This window comes from Pelagicoccus sp. SDUM812003, assembly GCF_031127815.1.
Lineage (GTDB): Bacteria > Verrucomicrobiota > Verrucomicrobiia > Opitutales > Opitutaceae > Pelagicoccus.
Map to the genome: position 1 here is coordinate 57316 of NZ_JARXHY010000013.1, position 24798 is coordinate 82113.

At 57.5% G+C, this 24798-nt stretch carries 17 protein-coding genes; 5 read left to right on the forward strand and 12 right to left on the reverse strand.

Translation table 11 applies throughout. The features are described 5' to 3' along the window. Positions 1 to 3 precede the first annotated feature (3 nt). Genes QEH54_RS16650 through QEH54_RS16675 form a run of 6 tightly spaced genes read right to left on the reverse strand, consistent with a single transcriptional unit; the run spans position 4 to position 7208 of the window. The gene (locus QEH54_RS16650) at positions 4 to 1374 is read right to left on the reverse strand and encodes a flippase (RefSeq protein WP_309019840.1); all 1371 of its coding nucleotides are present in this window, start codon (positions 1372 to 1374) and stop codon (positions 4 to 6) included. A gap of 12 nt (positions 1375 to 1386) precedes the next feature. Then, complete coding sequence (locus QEH54_RS16655) at positions 1387 to 2673, reverse strand: glycosyltransferase family 4 protein (protein WP_309019841.1); 1287 nt, start codon at positions 2671 to 2673, stop codon at positions 1387 to 1389. A gap of 8 nt (positions 2674 to 2681) precedes the next feature. Next, positions 2682 to 3851 carry a glycosyltransferase family 4 protein gene (locus QEH54_RS16660; protein ID WP_309019842.1) on the reverse strand — a complete coding sequence of 390 codons (1170 nt, stop codon included), beginning with the start codon at positions 3849 to 3851 and terminating at the stop codon, positions 2682 to 2684. A gap of 3 nt (positions 3852 to 3854) precedes the next feature. After that, on the reverse strand, positions 3855 to 4913 hold the full coding sequence (locus QEH54_RS16665) for an NAD(P)-dependent oxidoreductase (protein ID WP_309019843.1): 1059 nt from the start codon (positions 4911 to 4913) through the stop codon (positions 3855 to 3857). A 57-nt stretch (positions 4914 to 4970) separates the two neighbouring features. After that, positions 4971 to 5765, reverse strand: a complete 795-nt coding sequence (locus tag QEH54_RS16670; RefSeq protein WP_309019844.1) for a WecB/TagA/CpsF family glycosyltransferase — start codon at positions 5763 to 5765, stop codon at positions 4971 to 4973. Between the two features lie 15 nt (positions 5766 to 5780). Beyond that, positions 5781 to 7208 (reverse strand): sugar transferase, encoded by a 1428-nt coding sequence (locus QEH54_RS16675; protein WP_309019845.1) that lies wholly within the window; start codon positions 7206 to 7208, stop codon positions 5781 to 5783. Positions 7209 to 9010: 1802 nt separating this feature from the next. On the opposite strand from QEH54_RS16675, the gene QEH54_RS16680 reads away from it, so the two are divergent. Continuing rightward, on the forward strand, positions 9011 to 9424 hold the full coding sequence (locus QEH54_RS16680) for a hypothetical protein (protein ID WP_309019846.1): 414 nt from the start codon (positions 9011 to 9013) through the stop codon (positions 9422 to 9424). Positions 9425 to 9499: 75 nt separating this feature from the next. Here QEH54_RS16680 and QEH54_RS16685 read toward each other — a convergent pair whose 3' ends face one another. After that, a complete protein-coding gene (locus tag QEH54_RS16685) occupies positions 9500 to 10441 on the reverse strand; it encodes a LysR family transcriptional regulator (RefSeq protein WP_309019847.1) in 942 nt (313 codons plus the stop codon). Between the two features lie 96 nt (positions 10442 to 10537). On the opposite strand from QEH54_RS16685, the gene QEH54_RS16690 reads away from it, so the two are divergent. The 4 genes from QEH54_RS16690 to QEH54_RS16705 all read left to right on the forward strand — a co-directional run bounded on the left by QEH54_RS16690 (position 10538) and on the right by QEH54_RS16705 (position 18740). Further along, complete coding sequence (locus QEH54_RS16690; protein WP_309019848.1) at positions 10538 to 11503, forward strand: ABC transporter substrate-binding protein; 966 nt, start codon at positions 10538 to 10540, stop codon at positions 11501 to 11503. Between the two features lie 427 nt (positions 11504 to 11930). Further along, a complete protein-coding gene (locus QEH54_RS16695) occupies positions 11931 to 14453 on the forward strand; it encodes a CehA/McbA family metallohydrolase (protein WP_309019849.1) in 2523 nt (840 codons plus the stop codon). 20 nt (positions 14454 to 14473) lie between these two features. After that, on the forward strand, positions 14474 to 16429 hold the full coding sequence (locus tag QEH54_RS16700; protein ID WP_309019850.1) for an amidase: 1956 nt from the start codon (positions 14474 to 14476) through the stop codon (positions 16427 to 16429). Positions 16430 to 16472: 43 nt separating this feature from the next. Beyond that, positions 16473 to 18740, forward strand: a complete 2268-nt coding sequence (locus QEH54_RS16705) for a molybdopterin cofactor-binding domain-containing protein (RefSeq protein ID WP_309019851.1) — start codon at positions 16473 to 16475, stop codon at positions 18738 to 18740. A gap of 177 nt (positions 18741 to 18917) precedes the next feature. On the opposite strand, the gene QEH54_RS16710 is transcribed toward QEH54_RS16705, so the two are convergent. The 5 genes from QEH54_RS16710 to QEH54_RS16730 all read right to left on the reverse strand — a co-directional run bounded on the left by QEH54_RS16710 (position 18918) and on the right by QEH54_RS16730 (position 24777). Next, entirely contained in the window at positions 18918 to 20534 is a 1617-nt protein-coding gene (locus QEH54_RS16710; protein WP_309019852.1) for an amidase family protein, read from the reverse strand. 39 nt (positions 20535 to 20573) lie between these two features. Beyond that, positions 20574 to 21638 carry an asparaginase gene (locus QEH54_RS16715; protein WP_309019853.1) on the reverse strand — a complete coding sequence of 355 codons (1065 nt, stop codon included), beginning with the start codon at positions 21636 to 21638 and terminating at the stop codon, positions 20574 to 20576. A 14-nt stretch (positions 21639 to 21652) separates the two neighbouring features. Next, complete coding sequence (locus QEH54_RS16720; protein WP_309019854.1) at positions 21653 to 22708, reverse strand: asparaginase; 1056 nt, start codon at positions 22706 to 22708, stop codon at positions 21653 to 21655. Positions 22709 to 22811: 103 nt separating this feature from the next. Continuing rightward, a complete protein-coding gene (locus QEH54_RS16725) occupies positions 22812 to 24407 on the reverse strand; it encodes an amidase family protein (protein ID WP_309019855.1) in 1596 nt (531 codons plus the stop codon). Beyond that, positions 24367 to 24777 carry an amidase family protein gene (locus tag QEH54_RS16730; RefSeq protein WP_309019856.1) on the reverse strand — a complete coding sequence of 137 codons (411 nt, stop codon included), beginning with the start codon at positions 24775 to 24777 and terminating at the stop codon, positions 24367 to 24369. Before QEH54_RS16730 ends, QEH54_RS16725 begins: the two co-directional genes overlap by 41 nt. Positions 24778 to 24798 lie beyond the last annotated feature (21 nt).

Genomic DNA, 24798 nt, shown 5'->3' on the forward strand with positions numbered 1-24798 from the left:
TATTCAGGAATTGGATGCAGGGCTAACCATTGCGGGCAGCTTCTTGAAGTCTTTGAAGGGGGTTAGCAGAGCTTTAGTCATCATAAGGCCGGTACGGCTGGTCCTCTTGTAGGAGAAGCAGGCGAGGTAGGACGAGATGGTGTAGGAAACGACGGTGGCGATAGCGGCTCCCGTGGCTCCATAGCGCGGAATAAGGACGAGGTTTAGACCGACATTCGCGATGGCCCCCAATCCGTGACGCACCAGGGAGAAGATGAGCAGGCGTTCGGAGATGAGCCATTTCGAAAGCACAGCGGCCATGAAGATGGAGGGACAGGCCCAGATGTGGATGCGCAGGATGTCCGCGGCGCGAGCGTAGGCGGGATCGAAAAGCGTGTTGATCAGAAGTCCCGAGGTGAGGGTCACCGCTAGGGCGATGCCAAGGGCCAGCAGGACCATGATCCGGTAGAGACGCTGCATCTTCTGCTGATAGATGGCGCTGTCCTGCTTCTTGTACCGGATGATGGTGGGGAACAGCGACGCAGCCAGGGCGGTGGGGATGAAGTACCAGACTTCGGAAAACTTGACCGCGACCGCGTAGATGCCGACCTCGGTGGTGTCGAGCATTTCGGCGATCATCACTTGGTCGATTCTCAAATAGATGATCGATCCGATGCCAGAGAGAATCAAGGGCCAGGATTGCTGCAGCAGCGACTTCGCGCGTTTCCAGCGGAAGCTCCAGCGCGAAATGCTCGATCCGCTGGATTGGTACAAATAGACCAGAGCGAGGGAGCGCGCGATGTATTCGAAAAGCGTTACAAGAACGAAAGCGATGAGCGGTCCCTTCAGAACGATCAGCAGGATCTTGAGAAGGGCGCTCACGATCTGCGAGTAGGCGGTCGCTCGAGTGGTCGTTTTCGCGTCGAGCTTGGATTGGAAAAAGAAACCGATCACGCCCAGCGAGTCGAAAAGCATGCTGATCGAGAGCAAGGAAATCAGCAGCTGGTTGGCCTGTGCGCTTCGTCCCCAGGTGAAAGCCAGTATGGCCGCTATGCCTAGCAGGGACCCACCGACTTTCAGGGCGAAAACGGTGCCCAGTATTTCGTCGGCTTTCTCCTTCTCTTCGATGAGGTCCCGCACCGCGATGCCGTTGATGCCCAGATAGGTGAAGGCTCCGAACAAGCCCACGAAAGCGATCACGTAGCTGAGCTCGCCGAAAAGCTCCGGACCGAGGTAGCGGGCCAGCCAGATGTTGACGAACAAGGCGAGCAGCAGAGTGATGCCGCGCTCGCCTACCAGCCAAGCGAAGTTGTTGAGCACCTTCTTGGCTCCGGGCGAGTTGAGGGCTCCTCTGAGGAAGCCGGGGATAGGTAGCTTGGTCGCGTAGCTGCGCATGGAATGGAGACGCTACAAGGAGAGTGGCGTCGGGCTTTTTTCGAGCTGGTTCGTTGATGCGTTGGGCTCTTGCTTGCGTGGGTGGATGGCCCGTTCGTACAAGGCTTCAAAGGAATCGATCTTGCTGTCCCATGTGTGGCGATCCCGGACCGCCTTTTTAGCTGCCTGGCTCTTTTGGGCGTGAAGGGCGGGATTGGTCGTCAGCTCTCGCATGGCCATGGCCATCTTGTTGATGACGTAGCGCGAAGCGATCGGATCGATGATGTAGCCGCAGGACTGGTCGACCTGTGTCGCTGGACCTCCGGCGTCGAGGCAAACGACGGGTACGCCCGTCGCCATAGCTTCGATACAAACCCAGCCGCCCGAGTCGTGAAGACTGGGATGAAGCAGGGCGATACTGCCCGAGAGGCGCTTTAGGTAGTCGTTGCGGGCGACATGGCCGCGGAAGATTACGCGATCGGTGAGTCTGAGCCGTTTCACTAGGGTCCACAGATTCTGTCGCTCGGGGCCGTCGCCGAAAATCTCGAGAGTGGCGTCGAGATCGCGGCACTTCGCGAAGGCCTGTATGGAGAGATTTATGCCTTTCCAATGTATCAGGCGAGCGGATACTATGAAGCGTGCGGGGCGATCGGGCGTTTTCTTGATTGAACTGCTAGCGGGCATGAGTCCCTCGTCCAGGGCGGATTCGCCGATTATGGATACGCGTTTCGCTCCTAAGGAGCGGGCTCTCTCGGCGGTGGATCGCGTGGTTGCCACTACGGCTGCGGCCGAGCGTATGGTCCGTTTCATGGCAGGATCGCGCTCGCTCAGGCCTTGGGCTAGGCTCCTCACGCGTTCGGTGATCCGGCCGCGCAGGGTTAGGGTCTTGATGAACCCTTTTGGGGTGGCGTCCGCCCCGCCGACCGGTCCGAAGATGAAGGGGATGCCCATGCTCGCCAAAGAGCTCGGAGTCCAGTAGCGAACCAGCGTGACATGCTGAATGACATCCGGCTTGAACGCCAGGATGGCATCCTGGGCCCATTGGGCGATCTTTCGCTGCCAATAGTAGTAGTAGAATTGGATGGTGAATGATTTGATCCCGTGGTCGTAGTAGGGCCGAGGCGAGCCATAGTAGGAGAACTCGAGATTCTCGATGTCGCCATGCTCGTCGAGATGCTGCTCGATCCCTTTCTGGTTGTATCGGTGGGTCAGCACGTGCACGTGATGTCGCTTGGCGAGACGGGTCGCCACTGCCCAGCCCACTCCAGGTTCCGAGCCCCGTCCGGGGCCGCAAGCGAAAGCTGATAGAAGAATTCTCATGGCGTATGCTAGTTTTCTGTCTCCAGGGCGAGTTGTCGGGAGGGGACCCGGTTAGAGCTCAGGTAGGATTTCAACACTTCGACAATGGGCGAGGAGCCGCCGAAATGGGCTAGGTACCGGTCACGATTTCGTTGCCCCCAAGCGGACCATTGCCCGTCGTTTTCCAAAGCGAATTGCAGGGCGTTTTCCAAGTTTGAAACCATGTCGCCATCGATTGAATACAGGACTCCTCCGTGCTCGCGACCCACCACGTCCGAGTTTCCCCTCCAATCGGATATGACGATCGGCAGCCTCCACATCATGGCTTCCACGGTGACCCGTCCATAGGATTCGTAGGGAGCGATGGAGGGAAAAACGAAGAGATTGGCCCGGCCGAAGGCTGCGCTTTTGGCTTCGTCCCTCACGAGGCCGAGCAAAGTGACGCGGTCTTGGATCCCGAGGCGTATCAGATCGCGTTGAATCGTCTCGATGCTCAGCGGGGGAAGCGGCTCTCCGGCGAGCTCGAGATGAGCCTGAGGGAATCGAGCAGCGATCTTCGCGAAGGCCTCAAGCAGGTAAGGCGTGCCTTTGTCCAGGCAAAGATGCCCCATGTAGAGCAGTCGCTGCTCTTCGGAGCTTCGGCTGAGGTGGTCTTCCGAGAACTGGTCCGGCAGCTGGTGGGGCAGGACTTCGATCTCCTCGATCCCGCAGCTTTGGGGATCGCGGCGGTTGTAGGGAGTCATTACGATGGCGGCGCTCGCTTGACGGTAGAGCGCTGCGGCGAGTTTGGAGAGCAGGTCTCCCTGCAGTTTTCGATTGGCGAAGCCGGCTGCGTGGAAGCGTAGAACCAGCTTGCGCGCCGCGATCAGGATGAAGGGCAGGAGAATGAGGTCCCGCAAGATTGGCACGCTTTGCGGACCGCCCACCGGATAGACCAGCAGGTCGATCGGGCCTTTCACGCGCAGTTTGAAAAGACGGAAGACTACCCGGGCGGATTCCAGGAGCTTGTTCAGCCCGACCGCTCGGACTGCCTTGAACTCGGGAGTGAATCTGAACTCCAAGCGATCGGTTTCGACGGAGGCGTCGAGCGACAGGTCGTCTACCAGCTGTTTTATGGAAACGTTCTGGCCACCGAATGGAGGCGGTATTTGTCCTGCAACTACGATGCGCGGTTTTCTGCTGGATGTGGAAAGTGGCATAGGCTAGGTGCGAGCAGGCTGTGGCGATGCAGCGCTGATCGCTTGGTCGCTCTCTCCGTGCCTGGCGCTGGAGGCGGTGCGTCTATCTGTCGATCGTATCCACTTCACCGAGGTCTCCACGCCTTCTTCGAGCGAGAACGGAGCAGGCCCCAGCGCCTCTATGGTTCGTTCGATTTCGCCAGGGACGAGGTAGTCGCTGGTCATGCTGCGATAGCGCGAGCTATTGATGTAGAAAGGCTTGCCCTGGATCATCGAGATCAGGTCTCCTGCGTGGCCAAGAGTTGCGAGGACAGGCCTCGGCACCCGAATCGCTCTGCGGCCATTGAGGGCTCGGCAAAACGCGTTCGCCCATTTGTAGATATCGTCCGCCGGGTCGCTGAGGTAGAAGGTTTCCCTATCCACCACGGACGCTTCGCTTTCCAGAATCACGCGAAGCCAGTGAACGAGATTTCCCACGTATCCATAGCATCGAGTGACAGCCTGACCGCCGGGATGGATGTACAGTCCTCTGGCTGCGATCCGCCAGAATTCGCTCAGGTACCTTTGGTGCCAGGGACCCCAGATATTGGTGGGTCGAATCAAGGTCCAGGCGCAGTCCAGCTTGGCTGCTCGGGTCAGCTTTTCTGTGATGACCTTGCTCTGGCCGTAGACGGTCCCGGGACTGTAGTCTTCCGGACCCTCGGGCGTGTATCCAGGTCCGCATACGAATTGGCTGGAGGTCACAATCAGGCGCTTGATCGACTCGCAGCTCTGGACGGCGGACAGCACGTTCTCCGTGCCCTCGGTGTTCGCCCGGTACCCTTTTTCGACGGTCGTCGACTCATCGCATTCAGCGCGAGCGGCCAGGTGGATGACGTAGTCGGGCTGAAGGCGCTGGAAGAGCTCCTTCAACTCCCGGATCTCGAGAATATCGCAAGGCTCCCAGTTCTCCAGCTGCTTGGAGTTGAGTGGAAGGCTCTTGTCGAGATTCGTCACCTTCCATCCGAGCTTGTCGAAAAAGGCCACGGCGTTGGTGCCGATGAATCCGGATCCGCCGGTTATCAGTAGTTTAGGTTTGGTCATAGGCAAGAGCTGGTGGCGACGTGGCGTGAGTCGCCTGTGTTGGATTTGAGCGTTGGATCAGTGAGAAAAACGGTGCCGAAGCACCTGTAGTGAAAAAAGGGCGACAAAGCGTGGATTGTGCCACAGGTAGCGAAACCAAAGACGCTTTGGCTCCGAGCAAAGACGGAAGAACCACTCCAGCCCGTTGCGCTGCATCCAGGCGGGCGCCTGCTTCTTGTTTCCGGCGATGAAGTCGAATGCCGCTCCGACGCCGATCTGAACAAGAGGCAAACGATCGCGATGCTCGCTCATCCACACGTCCTGCTTCGGGGTGCCAAGGCCGACGAACAGGAGTTGGCAGTCGGAATCGAGGATGCTGGATACGATTTCCTCGTCCTCTTCGGGTTGGAGCCCTCTAAACGGAGGGGAGTAAGCGTACGAGACCTTGAGCTTCGGAAAGCGTGTATTCAGCTTTTGAATCATCTGTTCTATGGTCGTTTCGCTGCCCCCGTAGAAACCGACGGAGATGCCTTCCTGCTCGCACGCCTGGCAAAGACGCAAGGTCAGTTCCGGACCGTAGACCCGCGTGGCGTGCTTGAAGCCGAGCATGTGCTGGGCCCAGACGACCGGCATGCCATCGGCAGTCACCAGGTCGGCTCCGTTGATGATGTTGCGGTAGTTTTCGTCGTCGTAGGCCTCCATGATCGGATGCACCGGCGACACGCACACATACTTGCCCACTCGATGCTGAGACCAGCGCGTGATCTGATCGACAGTGTGAGCGTAGTCGGAGACGTTGACGTCGACCGAGATGATCCGGCACCTGCTGGGCGCGGCAGCCAGGACCTGATTTTGAGCGAGAGCGTATTGCATATGGTTGGCTCCTCTCTAGTAGGCCGTGTTGGGCGACCGAAAGATCTGGGTGAACGTCTTGAAGAGAATGTGGGCGTCGAGAACCGGATTCCACGACTCCAAGTAGGCGATGTCCTGCTGGATGCGCTTGGACATCAGCTCCAGCAGAGCGGTCTCGCCGCGAAGACCTTTGCATTGCGCCAGCCCGGTGATGCCCGGCTTGACGTAATGCCGCGAGGCGTAGGACTGAATCATGTAGACGTACTTTTCGTCCAGCGTCACGGGATGCGGACGAGGGCCGACGATCGACATCTGTCCGATCAGCACATTGATGAATTGAGGAAACTCGTCGAGGCTGGTCTTGCGGAGGAAGGAGCCGAAGGGATAGATCCTGCTATCGTTTCTAGTGGCTTGCCGCAAGGCCCGCTCGCGCTCCGCCTTCTCCGACGTATCCGGATCGTGGTACATGGAGCGGAACTTGAGAATGGAGAACGGCTCGCGATTTCGTCCGTAGCGCTTCTGCTTGAACAGGATCGGCCCCGGGGCTTGCTTTCGTTGCATGACCGCGACCAGCAGAAACAGCGGTGGCAGCACCAGCAGACAGACGGGGATGGAGATCGCCAGATCGAAAACGCGCTTGATGATGCGATTGACGGGATTCTCCAGCGGCTCTCGCTGCAGGGTGAAGAAGAGACGGTTTTCGGAGGAGAAGTGGCTGAGCCGCCGCTCCACCAGGTTCTCCAGCGGGTTTTTTATCACCAATCGGCAGCCGCTCGCTTCGATGGTGCTCACGATGTCTTGGCACCATGACTTCGAGTTGACCATATCCAGCACCACGACATGGGTCGCGTTGTATTCATGGATAGCCCGTCGCAGTTCGTTCGGGCCTCCGACATGGTCGATGCCAGCCGTTCGGGCGTTCTGCGGGTTTGCGTCGAGGTATCCGACGAAATCGGTATCCAGGGCCCGCTCCTCGGCGACCCAATCCTCCAAGGCCTCTATCGAGTCTTCTCCGCCGATGATCAAGTAGCGTTTCTTCAGGTTTCTGGCGCTTGTCGCGACGAGCAGCCATTTGGGCAACACCTTGTTGCTGATGGTGAGAATGATAAACGAAATGCCGAGAAACGACGCCACGAAGGAGCGGCTCAAGGAGTCTTGCTCGAAGGCGAAGAGCACCAGGCTGAGGATGCAGCCGACGAGGAAGCTCTGATAGGCGCCGAGCAGGAACGCGTTGGACCATTGCCAGGCTCCCTTGAGTGGAAGAGAATGTCGCACTCTCCAAAAGGTGGCAAGCATGCCAAGGACGAAGGCGGAAAAGCACAGCGCGTAGGGCGGCGGCTGTCCTTGAAGTTTGTGCGTTAGCTGGAGGAACAGCTCAGACCAAACGATGAAGATCGCGCAGATCACGATGGTCTGTATTGCTATGGTTAAGGTCACCAGACCGTCTTTTCTTGTAGTAGGCATGTTACAGTCGAGTCGGGTTAAGGTTTGGATACGTTGGCAGCGATCGCGACCCAGGCGCGCTCTCGAATCTCTCTCAGAGCAATCCGGAGATGCGTTGGGTCGGCGACGGCATCAGGCTTCGAGTTGGTTCCGCTGGTGATAGCAGGTGAAAGGCCAAGGATCGTTGATTACGTAACTACACTAGAAAGATCGTAGTGAAGTCCTTGTGTATCCTTTCGTTGATTACAAAGGGCGGCTGTCGAGCCCTGCGACTGTAGGGCGTCGGGGCGCGACTCGAGCGAGCAGTTCGGGCGCCTCTTCTCGGAGAAAGAGATTCCTTTTAGGAATCGCGAAGGTATCCGAAAGATTGTTACAAGTGTCGAGGGTTTGCCATGGCGAGAAAATGCCTAGGGTCCGGTGTTCTTCGAGCGGTGTTGAAGGCTGCGGTCTGCTCTTTCGAGATAGTTTGCTTTATATTGAACAGAAAAACCTAGGGTAGTAGTTGAGGTGCGAATACGTAGGGTGTTTAGGAGCTAGATTGAAAATGAACACGGCGTCATTGGAAGGCTGATCGCAGCGCTGGAAACGGCCTATCCGATTGCGCGCTGGTAGGGGTCGCAGAAGCGGCGTATCCAAAAACGCTTGAGTCTAGAACCGTCTGGTTCGGAGCGCTAGAGTCTCGCTTTGGGCCTTTCGGGGCGACCGAGCGTTGCGGGAGCGGGCCTTTGATCGAGGAAAATGAAGCGGATCGCTCGCGTCTTCAGCTTCGGTGGTCGAATTCGCATTACGAGAGAAGCGCTCCATGGACCGATGGCGGAGGGACGGGGAAGCTGTGTCTAATTGTTAGTTCGCGATGCTTCGTGCGTTTGGAGCGAATACGGTCGTGGGTTTCCTATTAGAAATCAAGGGTGAGCAGGCTTGGGCCCTCGGGTGATTACGGATAGGAGTTGGCGGAAGGCGGTTCAGATCGTTTGCCGTTTGCATTTATTTCCCGAAAACAGGGTGCGTTCTGCAAAGCGGCGGTTTCGACGTTGATTGGACCGCTGGCCGTTCGTACGAGCAGGAGCTCGACATTTGTCGTACAGAGCGTGAACGAACCTGAAAACGAGTCGCCCCTTGCCCTGATGCGGACGTGGCCGTGACGGCTCGTAGAGAAAGGATGGATACTTCTGGCGCCCAGAGAAACGGGGGAATGCGCGATTGCGCGATGCAGCTTCCGGGTTTTTTTTGCTGTTGTGGGTGTTGAGGTGGATATGGGCCGATCGAGCCCAGGTCTCGAACTGACGTGCGAACGATCGAGGATATGCGGACGGCGCTGAAGATGGGTCGCGTCGGTCTCCGATCGTGCGCCCTGCAACGTTAAGGCCTCGACACCTGAGACGGTTTGCGGCCGCCGGTGAAATCTTGATCTCTTAAGTCCCTGGATATAAGGAGGAAGCGTCGCTGAGAGTTCACTGCGTACGGGAGGTGGCGCTCTGCGTGCAAGAGAGGAGGGGCATTCGATCTTGGAACGCTAGACCTGACACGTCACACCATGAAAAGCACCCTCATCTACTTCCTTCTAGCGATGGTCTCTGGGACGCTTACTCTCTCCGGAGCGGCTGGAGGAGCGTCGCGGATCACTTTGGTCCTTTTTGTCGTATCGCTTTTCGCGTGCACGGTATCCGCGTTTTCAGGACGAGGCAGGAGTTCTCGGGAAGTTGAAAACTAGGAAGAATTTTATGAAGACTGCACAGAAGTTACTAACACGGGTCGCGTTGGCGCCTTTGGTCCTGATCGGCCTGTTTGGATGTAGCGAAAATGAGAATACGAAAGGAGACGAAATGAATCTAGCGGAAGAAACTAAAACCGCTGTCGGAAAGGCAGCATCCGTAACCAAGCAAGCGGCGAGCGAACTAAAAGAGCGTTCGGTCGAGGCATGGAATTCATTTTCCAACTACAGTTTGGCGAAACGGGATCAAGCGGTCGTCTTTCTAGAAGAGCAGGTGGAAGCGGCGGATGAGCAGCTCGATGAGTTGCGAGCGAGGTCCAAGGACTTGTCCGCGGAGGCCAAGCAGGAAACCGAGCATGCCATCGACGATTTGAAGATCAAGCGCCAGGAGCTCTCCCTGCAGATCGAAAAGGCGAAAAACGCCACGTCTGAAAACTGGGAGGAAGTGAAGCTGGAGACCAGAAAGAAGTGGGACGCCTTTACGGACTACCTGAGCGAGCTAAAGAGCGAAATCGATAAGGCCTAGCTCGGGCTACGAGCTATCGGGTTTCAGCCCGCTTCGCTGCTGGCGATCGGCGCATCGGTCCGGTGAGGAAAGCAGTCAAACGGCGGGGGCGCTGCGCAGGTTTCCCTGCTCGAGTCCTTGACCGGCAGCCTCGCAGAGCCACATCAGCGAGCGCACGCGCAGGTCCTTGACGGAGTTTCGCGGCCAGGCGAAGTACCATTTTCTTTGAAGGTTCAATCCCTCCGCGGGGCGCCAAACGAAGTGATGGCTATCCAGTCCTTCGCGGAAAGCCCAGAGGGGCTGCAGGGATATGCCCAGTTTCATCTTGATCAGCTCGCGCAGGGCTTCGGGGTTGCCGACGTAGGTCAGGTTCTTCGGCTGGAACGACCAGCGCTGGATTTCGCTGAGAACCATGCGCGAGGTGAAGTTGTTGTGGTTTTGCAGATAGACGTTTTCGGCGCTGAGCCGATGCACCGGAATGGCGGCGTGAGCGGCGAGTTCATGGTCGGCGGCCATGAGGACCTGCAGTTCGTCGACGAAGAGCGGAGAGCCTTGGTATTTTGGCGACTCGGGCGGCATGTTCACCAGGATCGCCGCGGTAGTATTGCCGGTTTCCAGTCGCTTCAGGCAGGTGTCTCGATCCGCCGGGCTTACTTTGACCTCCACGTTTGGGAAACAGCGGCGGTATTCCCTCAGAATGTCAGGCAAAGCGAATTGGATGAACGAGGTGGCGCAGGTCAGGTGGATTTCGTTCAAGCGTTTGCTGGAGCGGTTGGACAAGCGGCTGCGAAGGTCCTGCATACGGGAGAGAATCTTCACCGCCTCGGTGCGAAAGAGCTTTCCGTCCTCGGTCAGAGACAGGCCCTTGCCGACGCGCGCGAAGAGTTTCGTCCCGAGGTTGTTTTCCAGATTTCGGATGGCGTGGCTGATGGCGGACTCGGTGACTTTGAGGTGGGTGGCCGCGGCCCGTAGGCTGCCACCATGGGCTAGGGCCACGAAAATCTGCATCTGGCGACTATCTATTGGATCTTCTCTCATATATCCGGATTTGTGGCGCTTCGAGTGCTGATGCGGGGGTGGTTGCATTAGGTGCGCCACAGCGCCTGTAGTGCGTAGATTGTCTAGTTCTGCTCGATGAAAAAGTTCCAAATTGGATACATTAGCTCATTGGCGGCCACTCCGCTGCTCGTTTGTAAGCACCTGGGGTGGTTTCAGCAGCGCGGATGGCAGCTCGGCTTGACGCGCCAAGTCGGCTGGAGGTCCTTGGCGAATCGTTTGTTCTACGGCGAGTTGGACGGAGGGATCATGCATCCTTCCATGCTGATCGCCATGGCCGCGGGACGTCGATCGGAGCAGCTCAACTGCCGTGGCTGCTTCGGCATGAGCTACGGAGGCATGGCGTTGGTGGGAAGATCCTCCACGCAAAGCTTCGCGGAGCAATGCCGCCGCAAGGGCGAGCTTCGCTTCGGCACGTTCAGTCCGGACTTCCCGGATTCCTGCGTGATCGAGCATTGGATGCGTGATAATGGCTTGTCGATTCAGGAGGTGAAACTGGTCACCGTGCCAATTCCCGTGACCCAGAGCATCTCGCTGATCAAGGAGGGATTCGTGGATGCCTATCTAAGCTACCAACCATGGATTCAGATCGCTCGGAAGCATGGCATCGGAGAAGCCTTGACTCGCGTTAGCGACGAAGGGACGCAGGCGGGAGCGACGCGTATCCTGGCGATCAAAAACGACTTCCTGCGTACCAACGATGGCTTTTACGCGGAGATATCGGGCTTGTTGAATCGAGCGGCGGAGTGGATCGCCGATCCGGATAATGGCGAAACGTTGCTCGAGATCCTCCGCCCAGAAAGCTGGGAGCTGGACGATGAGCAACTGCTGGGGCTGTTTCATCCTGTCGGCGTTGGCGGCGAAGATGGCGTTCGATGCCGGTTTCAACGCCCCGAAGGAGACGGGCCTGCCCTGACGATCGAGGATGTGGAGGCGTTTTGGAGGTTCTTTTGCGCAAGTACGCAAAACAAGAGCAGCGGCGATGCTCATTCCCTGCCGAACTGGGCCGCTGATCTGTTTCGCGTGCAAACCTGTCGCGTCTAGAGCCTCTATGGGCGCTTCGCCTTGCGCCCTCGAGTAGGCGCGAGTGGCTTTTCCAGGCGAGAGTCGGACTTCATAGGTAGAGAAAATATGAATACGAGACGCAGCGTTTTTTACGGAGCTCGAATATGGGCCAGATACGCTGAGTTGGCCCGCCAAGACGGTCCTGTTTGGTAGCTTCAAAAATCGTTTGCGAATCGTCGGCCGCTAGGGGGTTTGGCCCTGCTTATGCTGCGGGCAGGCAACCACACGAATACAAAAAATAAATACGGGCAATCGCATCGCTTGCCTGGCTCTCGCTATGTTCTCTTACCATATACCCGTTCCCGGCAGGGGGTCGGTCGCTATCAGGTGGCCGGGTTTCTCGCGCTGCCTTATTCGTCTTTCGTCCCGATCCAGTCAGGTCGCGAGACGAAGTCTGTTGCCCAGCTTGATTGCAATCGCCTGTAGTTGCTTTTCCCAGACGAAGGACTTTTATCCGAGTTCCAAGCATGGCGGAAACTACATGTACAACTTCTACCTTCCGCCCGCCCCGAGCTCAACCCCATGGGCCCCTGCATGGCACCCGGATGGGTCCGCCATCACGGTGGGAATGTCTGGCTCCATCTGGAATGTCGACCCCTCTAGCGGAGTCGCGACGGAGCTGACGCGGAGCGAAACGTATCACTCGTCCCCCGATTGGTCGCCCGACGGTCGCTGGCTCGTTTACGTGGCCAACGACGGCGAAAAGACCATTCAGCTGGAACTGCTGGACACGGAATCGGGCAAGGTGACGAAACTGACGGACGACGAGCATTTGTATTTGGATCCGGTCTTTTCGCCGGACGGAAGCAAGCTCGCTTACGTTTCGAATCAGCCATCGGGCTACTTCAATGTCTTCGTTCGCTCCTTGGGAGAGGGAGCGTGGCAGGGGGAAGCGATTCCGATAACTTACGACAATAGCTATGCGAACAGCCGCTTGTATTTCGGGGAATGGGATATGCACATTTCTCCCACGTGGACTCCGAATGGAGAGTTCCTGCTGCTGGTGTCGAACCGAGACGTGCCCCTGGGATCGGGAAACGTTCTGAAGGTGCCGGCTGAAGAAAGAGGTATCGATAGAGCGGATACCGTTCTTCGTGAGCAAACGCTCTATCGCACCAAACCGGATGTTTCGATCGATGGAAAACGCTTCGTCTATGCTTCCACCTCGGGAGCGGCGGACCAGTTCAACAATCTCTATGTGCAGCCGGTTGATGGCGGCTATCCCTACAAACTGACGTTCCTGGAGAACGACGCCTTTCATCCGCGTTGGTCGCCGGACGGGGAATGGATCGCTTACATCGACAACCGCGATGGATTGCCGCAGCTGGCGCTTCTGGAAACCTATGGCGGCAAAAACAAGGTTATCGAAATCACCGAACGCAACTGGAAGGAACCGATGGCGACGCTCAAGTTGCGCACGGTTGACGAGGACACGGGGAAGCTGATGGGCACGCGGGCGCTGATCACGGCGTCGGATGGGAAGTTCTACGCTCCGAGCGACGCCTACGCTCGAATTGGCCGGGCAGGGGATCGAGTATTTCACCACGAGGGAGTCTTCGAAGTGGACCTGCCCGCAGGAAAGACGGAGCTCTATTTTGTCAGGGGATTTGAATACGAACCCGAAAAGCTGGAGCTTTCCCTCGCTCCGGGAGAAGTTTTAGAACGGACCGTGACGCTGAATCGATTCGCCGATCTGGAGAAAGAAGGTTGGTATAGCGGATCGACCCATTCGCACGTCAACTACGGGGCGAATCTGCTCAACTCGCTTGAGAATCTCATGATGATGACCTCGGCGGAGGATGCCGACATCGCGGTAGACCAGATCGCCAACAAGGACAATCGCGTGCTCGATTATCACTTCTTCGAACCAGGAGGAAAGGAACACTCGAGCTCCCGCGACGATGTGCTCGTGGTGGCGGCTCAGGAATACCGACCACCGTTTTGGGGACATGTCTTCATGATTGGACTAGAGGAGCATCTGATTTCTCCCTACCTCACGGGCTACGAAGCTACGGGGGTGGAAAGTCTGTATCCAAGCAATACGGACATGTTCCGAAAAGCGAAACGGCAAGGCGCGTTGACCGGTTTCGTGCATCCATTCTCGGGTGAAAGCGACCCTTTGCAAGGTAAGCTGGGCCATGGCAAGGCGTTCATGGTGGACGCTGCCTTGGGTACGACGGACGCCTTGGAATGGTCGCGAGCCCAGAACTCTGGCTTTTTCCCGCTGTATTCGGTTTGGAACAACGGACTCCGGGTAGCGGCGGTCGGGGGCGAGGATTCGCTGAGCGATCTGCATCAAACCGCTTTGATTGCGACCATGCGCACCTTCGCTTATTTAGGTGACCAGGAAATGACCTTGCGAAACTGGCTCGAGGCGATTCGAAAGGGGCATGTCTTCGTCTCCAACGGACCGCTGATGGATATGACCATCGAAGGAAAGTTGCCCGGTCAGCAGATCGATCTCGAGCGTTCGGGAAACTCGGTTACCCTCAAGGCGAGCGTAGAGTCGATCGTGCCGCTCGAAACGTTTTACCTTATTCAGGACGGGGAGGTGATCGAGGAAATCGCCTTCGATGGAGATCGTCGTTCCTTGCAGATCGAACGCGAAATCGAAGTCAGTCAGAGTGGTTGGATACATGTGAAAGCTCAGGGAAGCAGCGACGAGCGCTTTCCCTTGGACGCCCGTTACGCCCAAGGCTTTACCAACCCCGTTTGGATCGAAGTGGCCGGCCAGCCAATTCGTGATGCCGCCTCCGCCCAGTACTCCCTCGATTGGATAGACAAGTTGGAAACGATGGCTCTGGAGTGGCCGGATTGGCGATCGCAGAAAGAGATCGATCATGTGCTTTCGCAGTTTGAAGAAGCGCGTGAGATCTACCGGACTCGCATGAAGGAAGACCAGGCATCAAAGGCCTTGGCTACGAAATAATCCCGATCACCCAGCAAACCATGCAAAACCTTCCGAGTATTCATTTATCAAAGACACGGGTGCGTAGCGTATTGGCGCTTCTAGGGCTGCTATCCATCGCTAGCCTTTCAAGAGCGAATGGCGGTTTCGAGCCGCACGAAGCCACAATTGCCGATGTGCATGCAGCGATTCAAGAAGGGCGGGCTACCTCACGCGAGATCGTGGAATCCTACCTTCGACGGATTCAGGCCTACAATGGCGTGTGCGTCGAAGAGCCGGATGGGATTCTTGGATACGTCATTCCCATTCCGAACGCGGGTCAGATCAATGCCCTGAGCACGCTCAACCTTCGGCCGGCGTCTCGCCAAGCGTGGGGTTTCGATGAGCGCAAGGCTCGCTCGATGACGGATTTGGTGGATGACGATCCGAACATGCCGGATGCCCTGGAGGTGGCCGATCAGCTTGATGAGCACTTCGCCCGGACAGGCGAATTGATCGGACCGCTTCACGGAGTGGTGATCGCGATCAAGGACCAGTACGATACTTTCGATCTGCGCACAACCGCAGGCGCGGATGCGTTTTATGCCAATGACCGCCCACCGGAGGACGCCAATTTCGTGAAACGGCTTCGCGCGGCAGGAGCGATCATTCTGGCGAAGTCTAACCTGGGTGAATACGCGTCGCCGCAAGCTCGTAGTTCCTTTGGAGGTACGTTTGGAAATCCCTATGCGACGGACCGCTATCCCGGAGGTTCCAGTGGTGGATCGGGAAGCTCGGTGGCGGCCAGCCTGGTGACCGTTGCTATCGCCGAGGAAACGGGAGCTAGCATCCGCACTCCCGCTCGGATGAACAATTTGGTTGGCATCGCCCCCACGCAGGAGCTGGTATCTCGTCACGGCATGATGGGGGCCGGAATGAATACGCGGACCGGTCCCATCGCTCGCACCGTCGAGGATGCGGCGATCGTTTTGGATGTGATTGCTGGATACGATCCCGACGACGAGTTGACAGCGTTCAGCGTTGGGAGACTGCCCGATGAACCGTATGTATCCTTTGCTCGCAATCCGAGCTTGCAAGGAGTGCGGATCGCGGTGGTGCGCGAGTTTATGGATCGCAGCTTGTTCACGGTGGCCGACGAGCAGAGCATCGCTCTTGTCGAGCAAGCGATCGAGGACTTGAAGGAGCTGGGAGCTACGGTTTTGGACCCTGGCGAAGGCGGCAGTCTTTTCCAGCCGTATATCGATCGGTATTTCCCTCGTGGAGACAACGCCCTTTTCACGGCTCAGTATCCGGAGCGCTTTCCAGTGAACGCTGAGGGCCAGCCGACCAGCGATCACTTGAAGGAATTGGTGTCGTTGAATGAAACGCCTTTCACGGGACCGACCATGAGAAGTTTCGGTCCAGCGCCCACCGAGGGCGAAAGTCGGTATTGGCTGGAGACCTACTTGCAGCGTCGGGGAGATGAAAACATCAAGTCGATCGCTGACCTCATCACCAAAGCCCGCTTTTTCAGAGACGACCGTTTTATCGATCGTCAAGCCGCGTTGATCGAGCGTTCGAAGGACACGACCCTTGATACGCGAAATAGAATGCAGCGGCGCTTCGCCATTCAGCAAGCCGTCTTGCAGGCGATGGCCGATCTGGATATCGACGCCTTGGTCTATCCGACTGGAAATATTCCATCTCCTATTTTGGGCGCTCCCAACGAACCGAATAAGAACGGACGATCTGGGCGTTCTTCCTGGAATATCTTAGGGCAAAATGGATTTGCCGCGATCTCCATGCCGGCAGGGTTCACCACCGAGGTCTACGACCGTATAGAGGATCCTGATACGCCGGGAGAAACCATTCTCGTCGGTCCGGTGCCAGCGAAGTTGCCTGTCGGAGTGGACTTTCTTGGGCGGCCATTTTCCGAGCCCTTGCTCATCCGCATCGCCGCTGCCTATGAAGCAGGCACCGGACACCGTGAACCGCCCGAAGGCTTTCCTGCTTTATAGGGGGCTTTTGACCTCCCGACAAAAACAGTTACCCTATCAGTATATGGATCTTTCAGAAATCGACCCCATCACCTTTCCTCCAAACGAGACGAGCGCGCCGGCATTGGATCGACGGTCCTTTCTCAAGCGGGTGAGTCTAGCTGGTGGAGGGATCGCCCTTGCTCTGATGGTGCCCAAGGTTACGTTTGCCAGCGCATTTGTAGGATCGAAGGACGCGGCGAGCGGCGCCGACTTTTCGCCAAACCTGTTCGTGAGCATTAGCCCGGAGGGAAAGATCGAAATCATCGCGTCCAATCCAGAATGCGGGCAAGGTACGAAAACCTCCCTGCCCATGATCATCGCGGAGGAGCTCGACGTGGCGTGGGAGCAAGTCACTGTCACCCAAGGCGATCTTAACGAGGACTACGGCCGCCAAGTGGCGGGAGGAAGCCGAGCCACGCCCACGCATTACGAGCCGTACCGCATCCTTGGCGCCAGCGCGCGGGTTATGCTAGTGAGGGCGGCGGCGGAGCGTTGGAACGTCCCGTATGAAGAATTGGATACGGATGGACGTGGGCAAGTGAGGCATTCGAAGTCGGGAAAGGTCGCGACCTACGGTGACCTGGCGATGGAGGCATCGAACGTAGCGGTGCCGGATCCGTCCCAGCTCCGACTGAAGGAGCCGCAAGCGTTTAACATTTTGGGAAAGCGAATCAGCGGAGTGGACAACCGCGCCCTGGTGACGGGGAAACCCTTGTTCGGGATCGACGTTCGTCGGCCCCAACAGAAAGTAGCCTGCTTCGTCAGGTGTCCGGTGTTCAATGGCACGCTGCGGTCCGCGAAACTCGACAAAGCTCGGTCCGCGGCGGGCGTTTTGAAGGTGTTCGAGATTTCGGTGAAAGGGGTGGCTTCGGGAGTGGTCGTCGTCGCTGAGACTACTTGGCAAGCGATGAAGGCTAGAGAGCTCTTGGAACTCGACTGGGATGAAGGGCGAACTTCCCAAGAGTCTGATCAGACGTTTTATCGCTATGCGGAAGAGGCTTGGCAAAAAGGCGACGGGGGAGAGGTCTTGCGAAATGATGGGAATTTCGAGAGCGCATTCACTCAGAAAGACGCGATTGGAATCGAGGCGCGCTATCAGTATCCATTTATCTCGCACGCGAATTTGGAGCCGCAGAATACCGTGGCGCTTTTTGACAAAGGGCGGGTTGAAATCTGGTCGCCTTCGCAGGCTCCGGAACGAGGCCGCAACGACGTGGCTCGCGTTCTGGAGATTGATCCTGAAGCGGTGACGGTGCATCTAACGCGGATCGGTGGGGGATTCGGCAGGCGTTTGCGAAACGATTTCATGGTAGAGGCGGCGGTCATCGCGCGGGAGATGCCCGGCATCCCCATCCAGCTTTTGTGGACGCGGGAAGACGACATGCAGCACGACTGGTATCGTCCCGCGGGCTATCACTCTTTTCGCGGAGCGGTCGATCCCCAGGGAAAACTCGTTGCTTGGAGCGACCATTTCGTGACCTTTTCCGATGGATACGAAACCTCTCAGGTGTCAGGCGTCGCTCGCCTGCGGACCGACGAGTTCCCCAGTCAGCTCGTGCCCAATTGCTTGATACGACAAGAACCGATGCAGCATGGCATCCCTTTGGGCCCGTATCGCGCTCCGCGAGCGAATGCCCAGTGTTTCGCCCAGCAGAGCTTTATGGACGAACTTGCCCATGCCGCAGGTCGGGATCCCGTCGCTTTTCGGCTCGACCTGCTAGGAGACGCGAGGATTCTGCCAGCGGAGAACCCGCGTTCGCCGGACTTCGACACCGGACGCATGGCAGGCGTCGTTAGGCTGGCGGCCGAGAAGTCCAATTGGGGAGCAACCCTTCCTAAAGGAAAGGGAAGAGGAATCGCGTTTCGATTCAGTCACCTTGGATACGCAGCGATCGTCGCTCAAGTCGATGTTTCCAAAGAAGGAAAGCTGACGGTGGAGCGTGTGGTGGTGGCGGTCGATGTGGGACGTCAGATTGTGAACCGCAGTGGAGCTGAAAACCAGGCGGAAGGCTGCGTTTGCGATGCTTTGAGCTCCACGCTGATGCAGGAGATCACCATCGAGGGAGGCAGAGTCGAACAAAGCGGCTTTGAGGACATGCCATTGCTGCGTATCGATCAGGCTCCCATGAAGATCGAAACGCATTTTCTGATCACGGACAATCCGCCAACCGGGCTGGGCGAGCCGGTCTTTCCTCCGGTTCCGCCCGCTTTGACCAACGCGATTTTCGCAGCCACCGGAAAACGGATACGCCGTCTCCCCTTGTCGAAGGAGGACCTAAGCTGGGGTTAGTCGTCCTTGTTCGTGGAGTAAGCTGGCAACGGACCGAAATCCGCGTGCAGCGGAGTGGTAGCGAGAAGAGCGAAGGCGACGCCCATCGAGCGAAGCGAACGGATGAGCACAAGGTGGCAGGCTCATCGGACTATGGATTGCTTGGTTTTGCTCGGGACCGAGAGGGCGAGGCGCTCGTTACTTTTCGTATTCGATCCATTCTCCCTTGAGCACGGGAGTGGTAGCGGGGAGTTTCCTCATGGGATGAGCTTGTTCGTAGGCGTAGCAAAGGCCGATGAGCTTGCCCTCGTCGAACGGCTTTCCAAGAAACTCCAGTCCCACCGGCATGCCGTCGCTTTCCGTGAATCCCGCGGGTACGGTGATGCCAGGAAAACCCGTCACGGTGCTCATGCGGGTGCCGCGTCCCATAACGTCGTAGTTGTTGTATTCGGCGCGAACCGCTCCGCCTTCGGGAACGGCCTGCTCGATGGTGTACGCAGGTTTGGTTTGGTAAGGGTAGATGATGGCATCGAGTTCGTAGTCGTCGTACCATGACAGAACGAGTCTCTTAAAGGCTTCGCGATTGCGAACGAAGTTGGCGTAGTTCTCGTTGAAATACATTGGCGGCTCTTCCAGAGCGCGTTCAAATCCCTCTTGCAGCTTGCCGAGGGCCAGTCCGCTGTCGGCGATATCCTTCAAGGTCTTGACGGGCACGTCCGGTCCGCGACCTGCCAGGTAGTGGTTCATGGCCTCCATACGTTCTCCGCGAGAACCGCTCACGGTGCGCAGCATTTTGAACATGTCTATTTCGCCCACCGGAAGCGGATCGATCAAGGTGGCGCCTTTTTCCGAGAGAGCCTCGATGGCAGCCTCAATTTGTGCGAGGGCCTCCTCGTCTTCCGGATCGCTGCCGAAATTTGCTCTCAACACGCCAATGCGGGCTCCGTTGAGGGCCTCTTCGTCGAGGTAGGAGAGGTATCCCTCTTTGGGCAGCTTGCCGATGCTAGCGATGGTGGTCAGATCGGCCGCGTCCATGCCGGCCATCCCATGTAGAACGATGGCAGCATCAGTGACGCTACGAGCCATGGGGCCTGCTCGGTCCAGTATGATAGAACTGGGTACGATGCCGGCGCGGCTCACCAGACCGTTGGTGGAGGCGATGCCTACCAGATTGTTTTTGGTAGAAGGATTGCGGATCGAGGAACCCGTTTCCGTGCCAAGGCCGACCTGTCCGAAGACGGCTGCGATCGCCGCGCCTGAGCCGGCGCTGGAGCCGCCCGGCACTTTTTCGAGATTGTAGGGATTGAGAACCTGTCCGCCGAGGCCGCTGGTGCCGCTGGAGCCACTGTTGAACTCGTCGAGGTTCGACTTGGCGAGGATGATGGCTCCCGCCTCTCGCAGACGACGAATGGTGAACGCATCACGAACCGGGACCGAGCCTTCGAGCCCTTTGAATCCGCCAGTGGTCGCTAGGTCCATGGTGTCGAAGTTGTCTTTCGGTATAATGGGAATGCCATGCAACAAGCTGCGCGGACCGCTCTTCTTGCGTTCAGCGTCAAGTTTCTTCGCTTCCGCGATGGCATCTTCGTTTAGCGTGAGCAGTGCGTTGAGAGAAGGACCCTTTTGGTCGTAGGCCTCGATGCGCTTGAGATACATCCGTATCAACTTTTCCGAGGTCAAGGTCCCTTGATCAAAGGCATTCTGGATGTCCAGAATTGTCGCTTCGTGAAGAGGGATCTTAACCTTTTCCGCGTAGGCGGATACGATCAGAAAAATGGATACGATGAATGAAGTGGCGAGTCGTGTACGGATCATGAATGGAGAAATCTCGGAGTTGGAAAAGGCGTTTTAAAACTAGTACTGGTCGAAGATACGCTTCAGCTCTTCGCGATCGGTCTTGCCGCTGGCCACGGCGAGCATGAGCAGGATGCGAGCTTTGTGTGGGAGCAGATTGTCTCCCGCGACGATGCCCGACTCCGTCATGCGCGAGCTTTCGATGACCCGACCGCTGCCGGTTCGTGAGGAAGCGATGACGGGTACGCCCTTGCTGATCGCGGCCTTGAAGGCGTCGCCTTGAGCGGGAGAGGCTCCCCCCGCTCCATGACCGGCGAGCACGAGGCCTTTCGCTCCGGCACCCACCACGAAATCCACGATGTCGCCAGAAGCGTCCGCGAAGGAAGGGATGACGTCAATGCGCGGGAATTCGGAAATGTCGCTGATATCGAATTCCGAAAGGTAGGTATGACGGCGAACGGGAGCGCGGAGAAAATGCACGCCGTCAGGATCGACGACGCCGAGGAAGCCGAGATCGCGCGATTGAAACGCTTCCACCTTGTAGGCGCTGGTCTTGGTGCCTTCGCGGGCGCTGTTGATCTGTTGGTTCATGCAGATGAAGACGCCCTTGCCACGAGCGTCGGGAGAGGCCGCGACTTGTACCGCGTTGTAGAAGTTCATGGGACCATCGGCGCTGATCGAAGTGGAAGGACGCTGCGCTCCCACGACAACGACCGGCTTGTCGGTTTGCACCGTGAGGTGGAGAAAGAACGCTGTCTCTTCCAGGGTATTGGTGCCGTGAGTTATCACGAATCCGGATACATCGGAGCGAAGCGCCTTTTCGTTGATCTTCTCGACCAGGCCCTTCCAGACCTCGGGCGTCATACTGGGGCTCCCGATGTTGGTATACTGTTCGGCTTCTAGGTTCGCTAGGTCCTTTACTTGAGGAATGAGATCGATGATTTCGGTGATGTCGAATCGCCCCGCGCGGTAGTCGTAGCGCGTCATGCGGGTGTCACCCTTGCTCTGAATAGTGCCGCCAGTCCCCAGTATCACAACGGTGGGTACAGCCGCGCTAGCGAGCGCGGCGAGCGAGAGGGTCGCAACAAGGGCGAGAGAAGAAGGAAAGAGTTTTTTGAATCGCATATCGGTTCGCTTTCTTAGTACTGGTTAAAAATACGTTGGATTTCGACGGGGTCGCTGGTCTTGGTCAGCGCGAGCTGTAAAAGCAGCCGGGCCTTTTGCGGCCGTAGATTGTCGGCGCTGATGGTTCCCTGTTCGAGGCGACGTTCGCTGTTTAGGACGCGACCTTGTCCTTTCCGGTCGCTGCGCACGACCATCACGCCTTTCGCCTGAGCGTCTTCGAGGGCATCGGATATCTCGGGCGAGCCAGATGCGGAGACGATGCCTTTTACCCCTGCGGCTACCAGTCCATCGACCGATCCGCGAGACGCTTCCTGATAACCGTAGACGATGTCCACCTGGGGAAGCTCATCGATTTTGGTAACGTCGAACTCAGTCTGAAAGGTGTGCCGTTTGAGCGGCTTGCGGTAGAACACGATTTTATCCGGATCGGCGTATCCAAGAAAGCCGTACTCGCGCGAGTTGAAAGTCTCGACGCGGTATGTATCGGTTTTCGTTCCTTCGCGGGCCGAGTTGATCTCGTCGTTGAGCACGATCATGGCGCCCTTGCCACGGGATTCGGGAGCGGAGGCGACGCGAACGGCGTTGTAGAGATTGAGCGGGCCATCGCCGCTGATTGCGGTCCATGGACGCATGGCTCCGACCACTACCACTGGCTTGTCGCTGAGGACGGTGAGATTGAGAAAGTAGGCGGTTTCCTCCAGCGTTCCGGTTCCGTGGGTTACTACGAAGCCATCGATGTCCGGCTGCTCCTGGCAAAGCTGGTTGATGCGTTTGGAAAGTTTTAGGAGGATCTCGCCGGTGATGCGACCCGAGCCGACGTTGATGATCTGCTCGCTCGTGACGTCGGCGAGTTCGGTGATTTCGGGGACTTCGGCCAGTAGATCGGCGACGGGATAGGTTCCGGACTTGTATCCAGAAAGCATTTCAGGGCTGGGAGCGGCGCCAGAGATGGTACCGCCCGTGCCGAGGACATGAACTTTCGATTTCGCTTGGAGCGAGGTCGCGGCGAGCGGAATAGCGAGAGCGATGGCGAATAGCGTCATCGTTTTTGAAAGGCGTGTTTGGATCATAGTTGAAAGGGCTTTCAGAGTGTTTGCTGGTATTTGAGAGGGCGGGGGCATCGAAGCGATACCCCCACCCAATCAATTTATGCTCGATTCAAAGGTGCGTTTTTCAGGAGTCCGAAAGAGGCGGAGTGGTTTCCGGCGACTTGCGATGGGGAAAGGATTGCTCGTAGCTGTAGGCCAGTTTCAAAATGGTGGCTTCGTCGTAGGGGCGTCCCAGAAAGGTGATCCCAGTTGGCAGCCCCATGGAGGTGAAGCCTGACGGTACCGTAATGGCGGAAAGCATACGCACGTTGGTATTGATCGAGGGCACACCTTTGCCGCTGACATAGGGCGGATTGAAGCCGTCTTTGACGAGGGAAGGCTGGTGCTCGACGGAATTATGCACGATCGCGTCGAGATCGTGTTCAGCCATCACCGCCAGTATGCGCGTGAGCAGTTCCTGTCGGGCTCGGTTGCCTTCAATGGCTGCCTGGTAGTCGGTTTCGCGAGGCGGGCTAGTCCAGCGTTCGCCTTTTCGTGGGGGAATGGACTGGTCGATATAAGGCGAGTTGCCGATATCCTGATGGGTTTTGATGGGAGAGTCCGGGTTGCGAGCCAGGTAGATGCGCAGCGCTTCCTCATTCAGCCACCGATCATCCGAACGCAGCGACATGAGCTCCTTTAGCTCCGGGATCTTCAAGTCGTCGATGACGATCGCTCCCGCCGCTTTCAGCTCATCGACCGCTCGATCGTATTCCTTTTGCACGATCTTGAAATCGTCGCTGCTCGGGTCGGAACGCCCGCCAATGCTTTCGCGGATAACGCCAACGCGAGCCCCAACCAGACCCTCCTTTTCAAGAGCGTCGGTATAGCTTTTCGGAGCTCGGCCGATGCCCCATGCGGTGGAAGGATCCTCTGGGTCGTACCCGACCATGACATCGAGCAGCTTCGCTGTATCCTCCACGGTACGACACATGGGACCCATCTGAGCCGCGACGGTCGGGTAGCCATCCCACATGCCGGTGCGGCTTACGAGACCAGGGGTAGGGCGCAGGCCAACCACGCCATTCCATGTCGAGGGACGACGAATGGAGGCGTAGGTTTCCTCTCCGAGGGAAATCATGGCGAAGTTCGCCGCCATGGCCCCGCCAGAGCCGCCTGACGATCCTCCCACGGTGCGCGTCAGATCGTAGGGGTTGAGCGATGCTCCGAAAAAGGATCCATAGGTGTCGCCACCTGCGTACTCGCTCAAAGTCGTCTTCCCGAGTATTATGGCTCCTGCTTGTCTCAGTTTTTCAATGACAAAGGCGTCTTTGGGCGTGACGTAGTCCTTGAATACCAGCGTTCCAAGGGTGGTGGCCATGTCGGCGACATCGATTTCGTCCTTCACCAGAACGGGAATGCCGTGCAAGGGCCCAACGAAACCGTCCTTCGCGAACGCCGCGTCGAGAGCCTCCGCATCCTCAAGGGCATCCGGATTGATGGAAATGACGCAATTGATCGCGGGGCCTTTCTGATCGTAGGCTTCGATGCGATCCAAGTACATCTGGGTGAGCTCCTTAGCGGTGAGCTCGCCGGAGCGGAAAGCCCGGTGGGCATCGGCGATGGTGGCTTCTATCAGCTCGAACTCAGCTCGAGAGAGAAGAGGCGCAGCGAAAGAGAGCAAGAGGAGCCAAGCGCCTCTAAGGCGATTCTTGTAACGGACGATGCGGCTTGTATTCATAACTTAGTTTCAGGTATTCGGGTGTTGCGAGCGATCGAATCGCATGCTTGAGCTCAAGAGCCCGGTTGTGAATCGGATGGTGGTCGAGCGCGTCAGATGTCGTCAGCTCTCCGGCATCCCAGCCGGAAATGGCGGAAGAGGAGACGGCTGCATTTGCGACGCATTTCGCCTTAGGCCCCACACGATCGCGCCAGGCGGAGCGCGCCCTTACGTCAGCTCGACTCACCAATCCGAAGGGTTTCACCATACCGACGCCGCGCTTGAGACACGACGTGTTCTGTACCGATTGGCTGGTTTCCGAGCCAAGGACTATGGTTGCTAAATTTTCTGTATTCCCTGGATGTGTAAATAGCCATGCGCCGTCGCTCATGATCTTTCTCCTCGGATTGAT

Coding starts and splice junctions, on each gene's coding strand:
- QEH54_RS16705 (WP_309019851.1), top strand. CDS start 16,473: ATGGATCTTTCAGAAATCGACCCCATCACCTTTCCTCCAAACGAGACG.
- QEH54_RS16650 (WP_309019840.1), bottom strand. CDS start 1,374: ATGCGCAGCTACGCGACCAAGCTACCTATCCCCGGCTTCCTCAGAGGA.
- QEH54_RS16690 (WP_309019848.1), top strand. CDS start 10,538: ATGAAAAAGTTCCAAATTGGATACATTAGCTCATTGGCGGCCACTCCG.
- QEH54_RS16660 (WP_309019842.1), bottom strand. CDS start 3,851: ATGCCACTTTCCACATCCAGCAGAAAACCGCGCATCGTAGTTGCAGGA.
- QEH54_RS16715 (WP_309019853.1), bottom strand. CDS start 21,638: ATGCGATTCAAAAAACTCTTTCCTTCTTCTCTCGCCCTTGTTGCGACC.
- QEH54_RS16710 (WP_309019852.1), bottom strand. CDS start 20,534: ATGATCCGTACACGACTCGCCACTTCATTCATCGTATCCATTTTTCTG.
- QEH54_RS16665 (WP_309019843.1), bottom strand. CDS start 4,913: ATGACCAAACCTAAACTACTGATAACCGGCGGATCCGGATTCATCGGC.
- QEH54_RS16680 (WP_309019846.1), top strand. CDS start 9,011: ATGAATCTAGCGGAAGAAACTAAAACCGCTGTCGGAAAGGCAGCATCC.
- QEH54_RS16730 (WP_309019856.1), bottom strand. CDS start 24,777: ATGAGCGACGGCGCATGGCTATTTACACATCCAGGGAATACAGAAAAT.
- QEH54_RS16700 (WP_309019850.1), top strand. CDS start 14,474: ATGCAAAACCTTCCGAGTATTCATTTATCAAAGACACGGGTGCGTAGC.
- QEH54_RS16685 (WP_309019847.1), bottom strand. CDS start 10,441: ATGAGAGAAGATCCAATAGATAGTCGCCAGATGCAGATTTTCGTGGCC.
- QEH54_RS16675 (WP_309019845.1), bottom strand. CDS start 7,208: ATGCCTACTACAAGAAAAGACGGTCTGGTGACCTTAACCATAGCAATA.
- QEH54_RS16670 (WP_309019844.1), bottom strand. CDS start 5,765: ATGCAATACGCTCTCGCTCAAAATCAGGTCCTGGCTGCCGCGCCCAGC.
- QEH54_RS16655 (WP_309019841.1), bottom strand. CDS start 2,673: ATGAGAATTCTTCTATCAGCTTTCGCTTGCGGCCCCGGACGGGGCTCG.
- QEH54_RS16725 (WP_309019855.1), bottom strand. CDS start 24,407: ATGAATACAAGCCGCATCGTCCGTTACAAGAATCGCCTTAGAGGCGCT.
- QEH54_RS16720 (WP_309019854.1), bottom strand. CDS start 22,708: ATGATCCAAACACGCCTTTCAAAAACGATGACGCTATTCGCCATCGCT.